A 16402-nucleotide genomic window follows, 5' to 3' on the forward strand; every position below is an offset into this window, starting at 1 on the left:
AATGTGCCAGAATATTCCGCAAACCTTCCCTCAAAAAACGAATAAATCGGAAAAACATTAAGTAATATAAGTTAAGTGGAAGGAATTTCACATCAACAGAATCATTTATTAATCATCATTTATACGTCTCCACAAATTATTATTTATAAATAAGCAGGAGACATATTTGGTGAAATATAGAGATCACACGACCTTCTGTAAAATATTATTCCTGTTCCAACATCCAAAGAGAGTTTTCAAATTCTTGAATAATGTCTATGTTGCGGGTTTTATCCCAGAAACTACTGTCTTCTTCTATAAGTACTTTTGTAGCAATAATCCAGGATTGTATCCATCCTGAAAGTGTACACCAGGCTCCCCAGCCAATATCGGCATTTGAGGCCCAATAATCCCAGCGAGCGAAATCAAAAGCCCTGAACCAGGCTCCATCTAAATCTCTATGTATACTACTTTTTATTTGTACTTTTGTCAGAAAATCAGACAAACTTTCAACCGCGCTCTGATAACGTGTTGAACCGATTGATTTAGCTGCCTCATTTAAAGAGAACAGGGCGAAATTGTTGGTATACAACATATCCGCGACAGGGTCCCCATTTTCAAAAATGAGGGGAGCTTCAGTCGTACCGTAACTGGCATTTGATTTTATTCTGCCATAACTGGCAAGAGAATCATCGCCCCCCATAATCTCCATCAAGGCTCCATTTGGTTGTTGATATTCCAGCAAATCATCAACGACAGTGACTAACCATTGCTTATATTCATCATTATTATCGACTTTGACAAGCCAAGCAAGTGGCAGTATCATTCTTGCTCTCTCTTGTTGTAAACCATTGGTCCATTTCCATTTATCAGGGTAAGCTTCCATCATTATTTTTAAGGCCGTTACAGCCTTATCAAGCAGAGGTTTATACCCAGTTTTGTCATAAAGCCAAATATAGCATGCTATCATCCAGGATTCATGATGAGGTTGAGGGCGAATTGCATCACTGTTTAAATAATGTTCCCACCCATTCTTAGATATATGTTTAGCATTTAACCATCTACCTTGAAAACCATACTTACTTGAAGTTCTGAAATTAGCCAGAATATTTTCCACAATTAACCTGTTCCATTTCTTTTTTTTCAGGTAAGTTGAAGCCCCAATTACGCCAATAATTGCTCTTGCGTTATCATCCCCATATATCACCTCAGGATGAGTATATGACCACCCAAGTAATCCATAAGATCCTTTAGTTTTGTCACTAGTCAATAATTTTGCATTAGACTCGGAAAACAGATAATCAATGAGTTTGGCCGAAGTTTCTGAATATTCCTTATCTTCAAGAATATTACCTGCAGCTGCTAGAGCATATGCAACCTCACCTTGAACATCAGTACGTATCCAATATCGATATTTCTGGGATCCGTCTTGTTGTATTTTTGAAGCATGCCCCTCTAATATACCCATGGATCCATCTCCAACCGGCATATCTTTATCCAAAGGAGGTCCAAAAGGTTCACTTCCGTTACCCTGATATTTAAGCCATAGATCTTTCCAACTAGGATGTAATAACAGACCTGAATAGAAGAACCAATCGGCTCCCTTTTTAATTGAATTGAGCTTATCCTTCTTATCAATTACATCATTTGGCAAAAAACTTGGACTTGGATCATGTACCCAGCTTGTAAGAGTTAAGTCATAATTGTTTAATAGCCAGCGTATTATTCCTTGCCAGACTATCCTCCATGAGTGATTAGGCGAGTATCGTCCTTGCACGAAATTTGAAAGAGCAGTAGTTGAGATTAATATATTCGCATCTTCAACGAGTAATGGATAAGTTTTTGTATTATCAAGTCCGAATTCAGCTTTATCAAATCCTGCAACGTTTGCATATACCATAATGGGATTATCATGTACAATAGGTATAACATAACAGTCGTTAATACCTAATAAACTCATTCTGGGGAGACTATCTCCAAAAAAACATGAGTTAACGACTCCTCTCTCTAACTCACCATGATAAGTAGTTTGCGGAGCATAGCTTCTATCAGGAAAAACTTCGGGAAATTCAACATACAGGCGAACAGATGGCCTCTTACGGATTATTTCATATGTTTCCTTTGAAATAGCCGCTTTATATCCTGGATATTTGTCTGCGAGAAAGATAATTGAAGAGTTGTCGGATATTGTATCAATAAACCCTTTGTCTATCGTTTTAATTGGGACTGCTCCTATTCCATTTTTTTTTAACAGATAGAAGATGTCATTTGAAGTTTCTCCTACTACATACAACCGGGGTTGAGCTCCTAAATAATAGTAAATTAAAGCGATCAAGCATAGTAACAATACTCTCTTATGCATAATTAGGCATTGAATTAGTTAATTGAGAGGTCTGTAAGAAGTTATTGGTATAGCGTCATAGACAAACCCATATATTATTTATCTACCAGGGATTATATCATACACTCCTTCTGGGGATTGAAAATAGATTGTGTTTTTGTTGGGTAGGACATCAACATCAAAAATTATTTTCCCATCATTTCGCTTAACAATCCATTTTCCCTCCTTTAATCCTGTTAGTATTATTTTTGAGGAACTACTATTAGAGGGTAATTTCAGAGTAAATTTGTCACTTATCAAATCAAGCTCTTTATTCATGCATATAATGTAATCTGCAAAGGATAACTCATGAAAATGCTCGTTTTCCCGGTGTTTTACTTCGATTGGCGAAATATGCTCAGCAGATAATTGGAAAAAAGTGAGAAAGCTATCCTCTTTGGAGGGTTCAGCAGGTGAAAGCATTATTCTGTGTCCTTTTGCCTCAGGAAAATTTCTTTCAATAATTCGCCCCGGCACTTCATATTTATAAGCGAAAGAGCTGTTGGCATCGTCGCCGCTTAAAACAGTTGTAGTGTAGTCTTTTATTTCCGGAACTAATATTTTGATGTGAGTTTTTCCAATTCTGTCTTCTACCCTGTTTTCCAATGCAATGTGATTATTTTGGATAACCGGATGATTAAGGGTGTTTACTTGCCAGTACTTCTTGAAGTTCGGGTCTGATGTTATCATTCTGTCAAATAATACTATAATCGCTGGTATTGAGTCGTTTTCTAAATTAACAAAACAAAATTGACGAATATAATCTTCGATCTTTGGAGAATAAGCGCCTTTTAGATTTACTGAAAAATAGCTGTAAGTTGGCATTGTTTGTGATGGCCCGAAATCGGCCGACAAGATAGTTCCGTTATTAAACCAGGGATCGGATTGAGCTTTTTGAATGGTTTCAGGGTGACGTTGATTAAATTTTGTTCCTCCATCATTGGATTCAGTATTTCCAAACTTTTCATTCGGGTCAACGGCCAACATCATACTATGAGAGATAGAACGTTTATGAAAATTGAAATCATAAGGAGGTCCATAAAACCCGTAAATACCTAAATCTGCAACTTGAATACCCCTGTAGTATATCTGTAATGCTCCCGCATCACTATGCTGATGATTACCGAAATGATATCCTCCACCTTTAACTTCCGCAACCACATCATCGCTGTCCGGCCCAATATTCCAGCCGGTTCTGGCTACCATTGATCCCATTATTGGACCAAAATCAATAGTTAATGGCAGAGAGTTTAAACTTTGATTTGCTTTAAGATTAGGGTCGTTTAAAAGTAAGAAAAGCACGGAATCACCCATTTCTCCTCCTTGTCGTTCAAATTCCCCTTTCACTATCGGATCAGAAGCATAAGTATAAAATAAGAACATGATTAGTGGGCTTTTCCAGTAGTATGGTTCTCCTGGATTACCTTGTACAATACCATCTCCATCTCTCAACATTTGTCCGTCCGGCAAGCGCAAATAAAGCCAGTGAAGAGGGAGTTTTTTAATATTCTCATCAAACACCTCCTTGCCAGACATTCTCTTGAGGAGCCATGCAGCATGCATATCCCATGTACTCCTGAATGCCGCATAGCTAACGCCTTGATTGTGCCTTGGCGACTGGTACTGCCAGTTTCGCATCGGGACAAGTTCTTCCAATATACGATAGGAACAATAGTTATAAGGCTGCGGATTTTCGTCGTAGATCGCTATACTCATTGATAGTAAATCTCTTGTTATTTGAGCTTCACTTCCATGACCTGTAAGCACAGATTGCTTGAAGGGAGGCCAACCAATTTCCATCTCCTCTGCCAGTCGCATGAGATTTTCGTATATGATATCTTTATCTTCAGGCTCCATTAAACGATAACACCAATCATATACCAAAGAAGCGGTATAAATTGCCCTTCCTATCTCGCGGGTGATATCCAACAAATTACCGAACTCAACGTGTGACAGGTAGCTCGTCATCAATTGGATTGCCTCTTTTCCAATTTTCTCTTCGTTGGTCATCAAATAGTAAAAAGCCTTTTCCCTGGCAGCATTCTCCAACTTTGCATCATACGAAACCTCTACTCCATCTTCATATTGGACCTCAAAAGGGATAACGGCTCTCTTCATGAGATCCTCCCAGTACTGTTTGTTTTCTCCCACACTCAACCTATCCTTGACAACCTTCAATGAACTTTTGTTCACCCATAGGCGTGGCCTGTCAAAAGGAGGATTGAAGGGGGGATTGTAAGTACTTAAAGCTTCTGGCACTTTTGGTGCCACATAGCTATCGATTTCGATATAATCCAGCCTTACACCTTTAGGCAACCAAATTTTCAATTTTTGATTCTTTCCATTAAAATCAAATCTTCCTGATACTTGTTTTCTGGCATCCCAAGGGACATAAACGACTCTTTTAGTCGGTCTATTACTATTAATCTGTATCCTTACATATAAAGACTCATATTTACTTGTTGCCTTTTTCATAAGAATAGCACCCTCATCATCTGTAACGGCATATGTGGAAATTACATAACTCCCTTCAGGCAAACTAAGATTGAAGGTAATATCTGCCTCCTCTCTTTCTCCATCAATGGCTGTTTTAGCCTTCTTTCTCAAAGAGACTCCCTTGTTTCCTGACATTCTCGAATCCTCTATTATTTCTACATACTCAGAATTGATAACAGAAGATTCGGTTTCTAATCTAATTGAGACATTTTCTTTTAATATATTATCCGATGATTTTTTACTTTTATCGGCTAGTATATTGAAAATGGATACAGTGAAAAAAAATAGATAAAGTAGTATTTTCGTTTTCATTAGTAAAATCCAATTAATGTTTTTTTTGTTCCAGAGCTGTATCATATTGTTTGTTTTTTTATATAAATCAATATGCTTTTTTTACTTTAAAAACACAACAGTATTACTAGGCATATCAAGTTGAAATTAGTTTAGATCATACAATATTCTTTTCAATCTCTGATCCATATAGTGTTTACATTTACCTATTGTAAATAATTATTTGATATATTTAGCCACTTGGATTGGACAAAATATCTATTATTATCTTATATTTTTTTTTAGTTAAAGATCAAAACGGAGATCTAAAAACGAAAAGGATGGAAGATGAAAATTAGGTATGGAGATAGCCCAGTTTCACCTTCCTAGCTTCATATCATATAATATTTACTCATCAATACAATACAGGAGAAAATAATTCCATCACCACACCTCTGTCACGCATCACCAAAACGTCATTAGCTTCATAAGTCCAATCTCCATTCTTTATGGTATAGTGTATCTCTATGCCGTCTCTATCCTTATTCCCCCAGTTGTATTTTTTCTCTTGAAATACACCGGTTCCTGTGACTTCGTATGCAGAACCCTTCGGTGCCGACAGGGTACAGTTCTTCCCGTCAAAATCCAAGAGCATACCAAACGAACCCGTTATCTTTTGAGAGTTGAAAAATGTATTCATGGCGACCTGATAACGTCCCGTCGTCACCAACTTGACCACGGGGTTCTTCTCGACATATTTCTCGCTATAGACATTTTCCTCCACCACATTTCCGGAGAGATCTTTTACTTTATTTTTCCCGTAATACAAATATGATCCGTGAAACTCATTGATATATTTTATGGCGAACATGGTAAAGTTTTTGGGTAGCACTTCCCATTTCTTTTTATCCCTCGGATCTGGTTTCTCTTCAGAAGCCGACATTCCCTGCAATATAGAATCCACGTCATTTGAACCGGTCAAACGCATCGGTATGACATATCCCAATTTAATGGCCAATGTGTCTTGGAAAAAGGCATCGTTGAGCTGAACCTCAATGGCGCCGTTGAATTTTCCCGAGGGTATCACCACTTTATCCGGAGAATTGAGCTGGTAATAATGGGAAGGCATGAATCGAATGGTATCTTTACTCCCTTCAAACAGGGCGCGCTCGCAGAGTGTCTGATCTACCTTAAAATTGATTACACGGTCACTTTTATTTGAATACAATCCTCCTATGGCAGCATATATAAGGAATTTATGATTATTATCATTGGTATTGTCATAAATATAATCTCCCAACACGAGAGTTCGTACCGGATATTGATAGGGAAAATATGCGGATGAAAAATCATAATCTTCGTATTCAATATCGGAATTTTTACAGGACAATATAGCTGCAAAACACAGTGTTAATAACAGAACTTTTTTCATCGTCTAAAATTTTTTAGGGAATTACCAACCCTTATTTTGAATTAATTGATCAAATTTGATGATTTCGAAATCGGGAAGCGGACCATAGTGCATATAGTTATTGTTAAAATTTCGCTCTTCCACATCTACATAATGGTAGTTCCCTTCAAAATCAATATTGACACCTCTCACCGATTCGGTCAAATTCAATTTCCATCTTCGTAAATCCCAAAACCGGAATCCCTCAAAACACAATTCCAATCTTCTCTCGTTGCGGATCAAATTACGCATCTCTTCTTTATTTGTAATGGATGCCAGATAGAGATCCGGTTGTTTGATACCCCCCCTTTTTCTGATGGCTGCAATGACATCGCGCGCAGAGAACGTTTTTTTTCCGGTACCATCGGGGCCCCAGGCTTCATTGGCCGCTTCGGCATAAATTAAGAACAACTCCGTAAAACGGAAATGAACCTGATAATGATTTTTGCTGTTCCTTTGTGCCGGATTGGCATTGACATCTTCCCGAATAAATTTTCTCAGGTAATATCCGGTACGGGTGGAGGTGCTGGTGGAATCTTTCGCGTCAATTTTTCCTCCTTGTGCAGTAACGATGAGTTTATTACTCATTTTACTTTTGTTGTAAACAATGTAGAGAGAGAGTCGAGGGTCTCTGTTCTTATAGGGATCAAGCGGATCATATCCACTCTCCGCATGGTTGATTGGATAACCGTTTGCCATGGGAAAAGCGTCCACCAGATTTTGTGAAGGATTGACACTCCCATTTCCAAACAGGGAAGGTGGAAAATTGTTTACCTCCAATGAATTGGATGCCGAAATGGGCCTTCTTAGAATCATTTCTTGCTGATCATTTCCCTTCACAACCGAGAGTTTATCCACATAGGTTCCCAAATAGTAGCGGTGTCCGTTGGGATCCATACTCCCCACGCCACCGGCAGCGTCTATTACATCGGCGGCATACTCTGCAGCCCGTTCCCATAATTGTTGATCCCCGTCGGAAAAAGCGGGGCTTGCTGCCAGAAGGGCTACCCGCGACTTGAGCGCTTTGATGAATTGACCGTTTATCCGCTGGTTAAACCGATTACCGAAAACGTCATTATAATTGGCGATGGATTTAACATCTTCATATCCGGGAGGCAACTGAGACGGATCCGTAATATTTTGATATTTATCCATTGTCAGGTATTGCAATGCTTTGTCAATATCTGCGTAAATATGCTCCACCGATTCTTTAAAAGTTGCTCTCGGTTTTTTAAATTCATTGTCCTTTATCCCGAAAGGTTTTTCATAAATAGGGATTCCCAACAGTTCATTGCCAGCGGAATAACCACCTACTGTTTCCAGCAGGTAATATTGAAACAGAGCCCTCAATCCGTAGGATTCACCGAGCAATCTTTTTTGATATAAAGCCGATAAGTCTTTATTGGTCCATTTCCATTCAACAGAATCCACTACATTATCGATAAAGTAATTCAGATATAGGATGATCCTGTTTGACGTATACCACATGTCAAACGGGTTGTATTTTGAGGACCATTCACCGATTGCCGCCCTTCGGTAATTATTGTTACTGATGTTGGATACGGCATCGTCCGTTGCCACATCGTTAAAACTTATATCATTGGTTGGCAAGGCAATATATGCATTCATCAACATTCCTTCGGCATAATCCGGATCACTGTAAATCCGTGAAAAGGTATTTTGATTTTCATCGGTCGGTTCAATGAGTTGGCACGACTGAATCAAACACGGAATTGCTACTGCAAGTATGAATAATCGTTTTAAATAGATCATAATAATTGAATTAAATGATTAAAAGGTGATATTCATCCCCAACGAAATGGTTCTCGAATAGGGTGTCCCCGACAAATTAAGATCCTGCTCTTTACGATATTTCGAAAATCTAAACAGAGAACTTCCTTTCAGATAAACACGTAGTTTTTGCGCGTGTAGTTTGGCGACAATTCTCTCGGGGAACGCGTAAGTCAATTGTACCCTGTCAATCGTAAAAGAATCGTTTTTATAGAGCCAGAAAGAGGAATACCGGAAATTATTGTTATTCGTCAATGAACTTAGGCGTGGATAGGTAGCGCTATTTTTGGTCTCTTCGGTCCATCGTCCCCTCACAATTTCGGAATATTTATCATCTCCATCCACCCAATAATAATTTCCACTTCTGTATGCGTCTGAACCATTTTCACCGGTACCGATGATAAAGAAAGCAATATTTTTCCATTCGAGATTGAACTGGAGCCCATACGTGAGGGGTGACATTGATCTTCCGACGACGACCTCATCTTCACTATCGATGACATTGTCGTCATTTTGATCTACATATTTGATATCCCCGGGTTGTACGGATCCAAAAGATTGTACGGCGTGATTGGCAATTTCATTCGCATCGTTGAAAAAGCCATCGGCTACGAGCGCAAATCTTGCATCAACCGGATGTCCCGTACGATATTGATACTGATTCCTAAACATTTCATCGGTCTTGAGCACTTCGGATGTGCAATATAGGATATTGGTACCCAGGGAGAGCGAAACTTCCCCCAACTTTTTCTTGTAAACAAGGCCTAATTCAGCACCCCGGTAAGCGGTCTTATCATAATTTTCGTAAGGGATAAATTGATTGTAATAGTTGGGGTAAATGGTTTGCGGCCTCACGATCTGATCCTCGTAAAAATGGTTGAAATAGTTGAAGTCGAATTCGATCTGTCGGTCAAAAAGCGCGCCTTCTATTCCAATATTTAAATCCTTTCTTTTCTCGAATGCCAAATTGAGATTTTCGCCCCGAAGCGAGATGGTACCTGCATTATTCCATTCGCCTTCATACCAGCTGTAGCTATAGGAGTTGCCAGTACTGCTGTTATAGAGGAAGTGCGCGTCTATTCCCTTATCGGTGTGAACCATTCCGGTGGTAAATCTCAATTTTAAATGGTTGATATTCCGAATCGTTTTCATGAATTCTTCCGAACTTATCACCCAGGCCATTCCCACCGAGGGCGAGAACGCTTTTTTCTGTTTCTGATGTAATTTGGCCGAAAAGACATAGGCACCGCTGAAGTCGAAAAGATATTTATCTTTATAGGCATAACCCGCGCGAATCCCAAAATTTAAGTTTTTGGTACCCTGTATGTCTGTTAACCCGTTTTTCACCATCGTACCAAAACCGATAAGCGATCCTCCGACACGGTGGATGTCATTAAAGACTCTGTCGTAATCAAACGCGGCATATCCACCGAATCTCCGGACATAATTGGCGTCGGTAACCGATTGGGTACCGGTTCTCTCATCCTTGCCATACTGCGTTAATCCAACGATCGAGTCATTCTCTCCCCAAGTCGGTTCATATACCGAAAAGCTGTTTCTGACGGCTTGCTTATAGGTGGAATAAAAGTCGAAACTCAAGTTGGTATTCAACGTCAACCCTTCGGTAATAGAGCGCAAGTCGATGTTATTCTTCTGATCAAAAGAAAATGTCCGCTGCGCGTTCGGGTTGATTAATCCCGATGCATACACAATGGCAATCGGATTGCTTCTGATGCTCTGGGTCCCTCCCAACAGATATTTACCGTCAATATCATTCAATCGCGAGATCAACAACGAATTTTCAGGATCGATCCGATCGATGGGCAGCAACGGCGTAAACTGGTTGGGTTTGAAATTCGCTGAGGTGGCGAAGTAGTTATTTCCGGTTGGACCGTATCCCTCGTTCAGCACCGCAGCCGCATTGAAGGAGCTCTTCATATAGCTATTGATATTCACGTCTATATTGCCCCTGATATTGAACGTATTAAATCGTTCCTCTTTACCGGCTCCGAAGTTCAAGTAGCTGGTACTTTGTTGCCATCCGGCATTGGCGTAATAGGAAACGACTTCGTTGCCTCCGTTAAATTCCGTTTCCACATTAAAATCAGGATGGTATCGTCTGATAAAATCTTTGGAGAAATAATCCACATTGGGATATCTATAGGGATCTCCACTCCTGTAGTTTTTGATTTGCTCTTCATCGTACAAAATATCCAATCCATCATTCAACCGCGCTTCATTGTACAATTCCATATAGTCGGCGGAGGAGAGATAGGATGGCAAATCTTTCATCAAGGAAACGCCGTACTGGGCATTGACCATGATTTCCTGTTTTCCGGGATTTCCACGCTTGGTATAGACCAAAATAATGCCGTTCGCCGCGTGGTTCCCGTATAAAATGGAGGAATTGATATCCTTTAAGAACAACACCTGCGCGACTTCTGACATTTTAACGGTTGAGGGGTTTCTGGGCAGTCCGTCCACCAAAAACTGATACCCCCCGATTCCCCGGTTGTTCGTCGTTCCATACAATCCGGGTATCCTGCCTCTTAAAGCGTCATACAATGAATAATTCTGATCGTATTTCATGATCTCCTCGGCATTTAATACGCTGATGGCTCCTACGACATTGTGCCTGACGGTGTTTTTAAAGGCAATCTGGATGGTATCCGTTGGATCATTCGAGAAGGTATGGGCATCCGATTGGCTCCATAGGTAGGATCCGTTTAAAGAGAGGATTGACCATACGATCATAAAAAAGATGCTCCTTGATTTTGATATATTTTCCATCATTCAAAGCTTTTTAAAATTATAAATCGAATTATTACCAACCCGGATTTTGAGGGAATTCGGGATACAATCTGGTAAAGTCCGGTTGAATCGGCAACCAATTGTGCTTTTTCTCGGCTACTCTTGTCACCAATACGACTTCTTCGACATTGATGGGCTTGCCATCGGCACCTCTTTCAAAATTGAGACCGGTTTTCTGCTTGTATTTCGAACTTGAATTCAGATTCCACCTCCTGAGATCGCAAAAACGATGGATGTTGAAGGCAAATTCTACCGCGCGTTCCCGGATGATCTCTTCCATAAATACATCTTTGCTTTTGGTATATCTATCGGGTAGATTGGGAAGTTTTGCCCGATTCCTGATCTTATTTACGGCATCAACCGCGCTCATGGTATATGCCGGACTTATACTCTGTGGCGAACCATAACCGTGAAGTACCGCTTCCGCATAATACATATAGATATCGGCCAGACGCATGAAAGGAACATAGGCTTGCAAATTCTGCCACAGATTGTCAATATTGTTACAACCGATGGGAGAATATCTTTTATAATAATACCCCGTGACACTTCCTCCGTTGCCGGCCCGATTGTTCCCCCCGTTGTACAATTCCACATATTTGTCTCTCGCCCTATTTGGCGGAACACTTCCCAAAATCACCATATCGCCATCCACAATGAAATCGGCATAATACCGTGGTTCCCGGTCTTTCCACGGGTAATTGGGATCGTAGCCCGATTCCGGGTCGTAAATGGGAAGCCCGTTGGCCATAGCATAATTTTTGGTATAATTGTGTGTCGGCACCTCCACATTTTGACCGCCACCGATTGCCTGCCAGACTTTGGCCACCACTGCCGACCATCTCACCCTGCCGGGTGAATAGTGCGGTGCCTTCATGATCCTTTCGGTACCCCCCGAAGGTATCTTGGTACCAACCACCCAAAAATTATCGGTCCATTTTTCCCAGGGGAGCAGTTTATAGCGCCCGGTTTCATCGCAGATTTTTAATATTTCTCCAAAAACATCGGCAGCTTGTTTACAAAGCTCTTCATTATGGCTGTTTTTACCGGTCGCTTCTTCGTTCATCATGGGACTGGCTGCATACAAGAGTGAAGTGCCACAAAATCCCAAAGCGTGAATTTTCCCAATTCGTTCCTCATTAAATCCGAGTGTTTTTTGACCGACTTCGGTTTTATCCCAATCGAGAGGTAACAACGCCGCCGCAGCTTTCAAGTCTTGGGCAGCCCGTTTCGCTCCTTCCTGGAAGGTCAAACGGGGAAGTTTCAAATCCTGGGTTGCCGACAGGAGGGTATCGATATAGGGCATTCCCCCCCACCATCTCATCAGTTCAAAATGGAAATAGCCTCTGAAGAAAAGTGCTTGACCTTTGATGACATCCCTTTCTTCCCTGGTGGCGTTGGTCAACAGGTCCAGATTGGAAAGCGCGACATTTGCTTTTCGAATGCCCATCCAGCAGAGCTGCCATATTCTTTTATCCCTCGGTTCGGCACTACTCGGTTTAGCATTGTTGTTATAAAAAAGTCCTCCTTGATTCCAATAATCACCGTTATCAAACGAAAAGGGGTTGTTGTAAAGGGTTTCATCGGCAAACAGATACTGATTCCAGGCACCCGCTTTGTCCCAATCGGTAATGCAATAGTACATCTCCTCTACGAATCCCTGATAATTATCAAAATTGGTAAAAATATCCTTTTCGGTGACAAACGACTCGGGCGCTTTATCCAGATATTTTTCACAGGATACGAGCAATAGCGCGATCAAGCATCCCTGCATGATAAAAAATTTATTGAATATGTGAATTCTCATAGCTTAAAAATTTATATTGATACCGACATTGAAACGTCTCATATTAGGATAGGCTCCGTAGGAAGCACCTGAACCGGACCTTGCCGATTCCCGATCATCGGGTAATTTAGACCAGAAATACAAATTATTTCCGTTTAAGAATACCTGAAACAGTGATAATCCCAATCGTTGTGCCACCCTTTTATTAAAGGTATAGGCTATTTCCGCGGATTGCAAGCGGATAGAGGATGCATCAAAAATATAATAATCTCCGATATTCTGTGCGAATGTTTTCCATCTGGGTAAGAATGAGGTGGCATCTTGATTGTCCTTTGACCAGTGATCCCTTACGTGTCCAAACACCACATCGGTGTACATGTTGAAATTCAACAGCGGTACACTCCTCGTTACATTATTTACGGCATAGATTTGAGCCGACAGGCGAAATCCCTTATATTCGGCGCCCAATATATAGCTAAAGGTATTCAGAGGTTCTTCCGCGTAGCCAATGGGAACGATGTCTTCATTGTTTTTAATGATTCCGTCTCCGTTATAATCCAGCAGGTTGTAAAAACCGGGCATTTTTTGCAAATCGTTGGTTTCGGTAGGCACACTGCCGTACACTTCATCCCAATTGTTGTAAAAACCGGTATTTTTCAGCGATTTGGTCTGATTGATTCGATAGCCGGCATACTTCAAATTCTTGGGCTTAAGCACGGGGTCATCTCTAAAAATCACTTCATTCTCATTGTGAGACCATGCGAAAGTTCCCCAATAGTTGAAATTTTTGTTGATGGAATTACGATAGGTCAGTTCCAATTCAAACCCCTTGGAATTCACCTTCCCCAAGTTTGCGGGAGGAGCGGAAATTCCCAAAAAGGGAGGGATACTTCTTGCGGTTCCTGAGATGAAAATATCCGTTCTGTTTTCATTGAAATAGTCAAATGATGCGGAGAGTCGGTTTTTAAAGAATCCCAAATCCACGCCAATATTCTTTTTCAGTGCTTTTTCCCAATGAATATCCGGGTTTCCGGCAACAGACTCTCTCCCAAATGTATAAGGACTTCTTGATCCGGTCGGCCACCCAAAGAAGGCACTGCCGCCTACGGAATACTGGCTCAGATAGAGCCACCGTCCTCCGGCACTGTCGTCACCAACCCATCCGAAACTATATCTGAATTTGACCCGATCAATCCAGGGTATGTTGAAAAATTTCTCGTTGGAAAGATACCACCCGAAAGCAAAAGAGGGGAAGAAATCGAAACGATATCCGGGACCAAACTTTTCGGATCCGTTGTATGCTCCGTTCATTTCAAACAGGTACCGCGATCCGTAATCGTATGTTGTCCTAAAGATCCAATCCTCTCGATAATTGGGGAACATGGTACCGCGAGCATACTCTTCACGTTTGAAAACACCGGTTGCCGTTACGTTGTGCTGATCAAACGCCCTCGCATAGTTAACCTGCATCTCATACATCTTCCTGCGATCGACCGGAATCCAGTCTGCCCAAAAAGAGGGACCGATGGCCTCTCGTTCCAGATACCATGGACGTACGACCCAGTCATATACATTCTCACGGGATTCGATGGGTATGTTCGAGGTATACTCACTGGGATCCTGATCCGGCCCTTCATATTTTTCGGGAAAAATAACCTTTCCGGGGGTATTGTAGGGCGAATCGGGTGTGGCGTTGGCGGCATTGTCGTACAATCCACCTTCCGAAGTCACAATATTATCATAAAAGAGCGAAGCCCTCATGCTCAAACCTTCGGTGATAAAATCAAGTTTTTGTTCGACTTTTAAATCGAGGTTCAGGGCGGTCGTGCGTGTTTGCAGGATACCGGTGTTATAAACGGATGCCACCGGATTGTGCCGATTCACCAGTAAAGACCATCCCCAACGCCCATCATCATACTGAGGAAGGTATAGATCCGGTGCCATAAAATACAATGAACTCCATAAAAAGTGGTCCCAATTACCCGATGGACGTCCAATATAATTGCTGTTTTTTATGCCATAACTACCGGCAATATTGGTCGTGATCTTGGTACTCTTTGTAATATTAAAATCCAGATTACTTCTAAAATTCAATCGATTATAGTCAAAGGAAGGCTCGTATCCCTTACGGTTGTCATAATTATGATTAAACATATCCTGCTCATTCAACAGCGAAAAAGAGGCAAAATAGTTGAGCAGTTTTGAACCTCCCCTGATATTTAAATTGGCTCTGTGAGAAAAACCGATATCTTTCCAGAGTGCCTTTTTCCAATCGACATTGGGATAAATGGGTACATGTTCCGGAAGCTGTGGTTTTCTATACCTGGTAGCAATCTCATAAGGAATAAAATCATTCCATGAATCCTCTCTCAATGGAATTTCTCTTTCAATGGCCTCGTTTCTGTAGTTAATGGCACTGAAAGACTCCATGATCTCTGGTACCTTGGATATCATTTTCCCAGTTGTAGTGTAACTGAAGGAAAAGGTAGGTTTACTGGTTGATCCCCGCTTTGTTGTAATCATGATGACCCCATTGGCACCTTTCACACCGAAAACGGCAGTCGCCGACGCATCTTTCAAAACGGAGATACTCTGAACTTCATTCACGTCCAAATCGTCCATCGCTCTTTCTACTCCATCGATCAAAATTAATGGTTGGCTGTTATTCCAACTAGTCCTTCCACGAATAAAGATTTGTGTTCCACTTCCAGCTCTTCTGACGCCTCCAGGCTCTCCTGATGAGGTTATTGTGGTAAGACCCGGTATTTGCCCAGTCAAAGACGATCTCAAGTCCGGGACATTGCCCACTTTCTGAAGATCTTCTTCTTTGACTTGAGAAATGGAACCGACAATACTCTCTTTTTTCTGGACACCATAACCTACGGCAACCACCTCTTCCAGCGCAATGGCCTCATCTTCCAGAATGATGTCAAATCTCTTTTTCGTCCCTATAGAAATGATTTTAGTTTTCATTCCGATAAATGAAAATTGAAGGCTTTCAGAATTAGAAGGAACTCTAAAAGAGAAATTACCATTTGAATCTGTAACTGTTCCAATCGTAGTTCCAGTTACCAATACAGTAACTCCGGGTAACGGATCTCCATCGTTTGTTTTAACATTACCTGTCAATAGTTCTGTATTTTGCAAAACAGAGGGTAAATCTCCATTATTTGCATGTAAACCAGCAAATGATAGTACAGTTAAAACAAGAAAAATAAACTTAATTAATGATTTGAAAAAACTCATGGGAATAAAAGTTATATTATACATGTTTTAGATTGATTGCGTTTGATTACTCCAAACTTGTTTTTCATTTTATATTTAAATCTTGATCTTTAATGTTTTGTAATTTCAAAAAGTATGTATCATTTATAGAGTTTTTTTTATAATACTCCCCGAAATTTGTACCACGAACTAAGCAAAGATTAAATGCTTATAT

General features: G+C 40.7%; 7 protein-coding genes. All 7 read right to left on the reverse strand.

Annotated elements, in window-relative coordinates; all coding sequences use genetic code 11:
- Nucleotides 1-205 precede the first annotated feature (205 nt).
- Nucleotides 206-2341: a hypothetical protein gene (locus Q0502_RS01075; protein ID WP_298646137.1), complete on the reverse strand. Its 2136-nt coding sequence runs from the start codon at nucleotides 2339-2341 to the stop codon at nucleotides 206-208.
- Nucleotides 2342-2419: 78 nt separating this feature from the next.
- Nucleotides 2420-5212, reverse strand: coding sequence for a hypothetical protein (locus tag Q0502_RS01080; protein WP_298646139.1), 2793 nt, complete (start codon nucleotides 5210-5212; stop codon nucleotides 2420-2422).
- 328 nt (nucleotides 5213-5540) lie between these two features.
- The gene (locus Q0502_RS01085) at nucleotides 5541-6557 is read right to left on the reverse strand and encodes a DUF5627 domain-containing protein (protein WP_298646140.1); all 1017 of its coding nucleotides are present in this window, start codon (nucleotides 6555-6557) and stop codon (nucleotides 5541-5543) included.
- A 21-nt stretch (nucleotides 6558-6578) separates the two neighbouring features.
- Nucleotides 6579-8300, reverse strand: a complete 1722-nt coding sequence (locus tag Q0502_RS01090) for a RagB/SusD family nutrient uptake outer membrane protein (RefSeq protein ID WP_298646143.1) — start codon at nucleotides 8298-8300, stop codon at nucleotides 6579-6581.
- 66 nt (nucleotides 8301-8366) lie between these two features.
- A complete protein-coding gene (locus Q0502_RS01095) occupies nucleotides 8367-11159 on the reverse strand; it encodes a SusC/RagA family TonB-linked outer membrane protein (protein ID WP_298646146.1) in 2793 nt (930 codons plus the stop codon).
- A 31-nt stretch (nucleotides 11160-11190) separates the two neighbouring features.
- Nucleotides 11191-12984: a RagB/SusD family nutrient uptake outer membrane protein gene (locus Q0502_RS01100; protein WP_298646149.1), complete on the reverse strand. Its 1794-nt coding sequence runs from the start codon at nucleotides 12982-12984 to the stop codon at nucleotides 11191-11193.
- Between the two features lie 3 nt (nucleotides 12985-12987).
- A complete protein-coding gene (locus tag Q0502_RS01105; RefSeq protein WP_366521722.1) occupies nucleotides 12988-16233 on the reverse strand; it encodes a TonB-dependent receptor in 3246 nt (1081 codons plus the stop codon).
- Nucleotides 16234-16402 lie beyond the last annotated feature (169 nt).

The sequence above is a fragment of the uncultured Proteiniphilum sp. genome (assembly GCF_937873925.1).
Classification (GTDB): Bacteria; Bacteroidota; Bacteroidia; order Bacteroidales; family Dysgonomonadaceae; genus Proteiniphilum.

What these genes read in the sequence shown, in the direction of transcription:
- Q0502_RS01080 (WP_298646139.1), bottom strand. Translation starts at nt 5,212, where the DNA reads ATGATACAGCTCTGGAACAAAAAAAACATTAATTGGATTTTACTAATG.
- Q0502_RS01085 (WP_298646140.1), bottom strand. Translation starts at nt 6,557, where the DNA reads ATGAAAAAAGTTCTGTTATTAACACTGTGTTTTGCAGCTATATTGTCC.
- Q0502_RS01105 (WP_366521722.1), bottom strand. Translation starts at nt 16,233, where the DNA reads ATGTATAATATAACTTTTATTCCCATGAGTTTTTTCAAATCATTAATT.
- Q0502_RS01100 (WP_298646149.1), bottom strand. Translation starts at nt 12,984, where the DNA reads ATGAGAATTCACATATTCAATAAATTTTTTATCATGCAGGGATGCTTG.
- Q0502_RS01095 (WP_298646146.1), bottom strand. Translation starts at nt 11,159, where the DNA reads ATGATGGAAAATATATCAAAATCAAGGAGCATCTTTTTTATGATCGTA.
- Q0502_RS01075 (WP_298646137.1), bottom strand. Translation starts at nt 2,341, where the DNA reads ATGCATAAGAGAGTATTGTTACTATGCTTGATCGCTTTAATTTACTAT.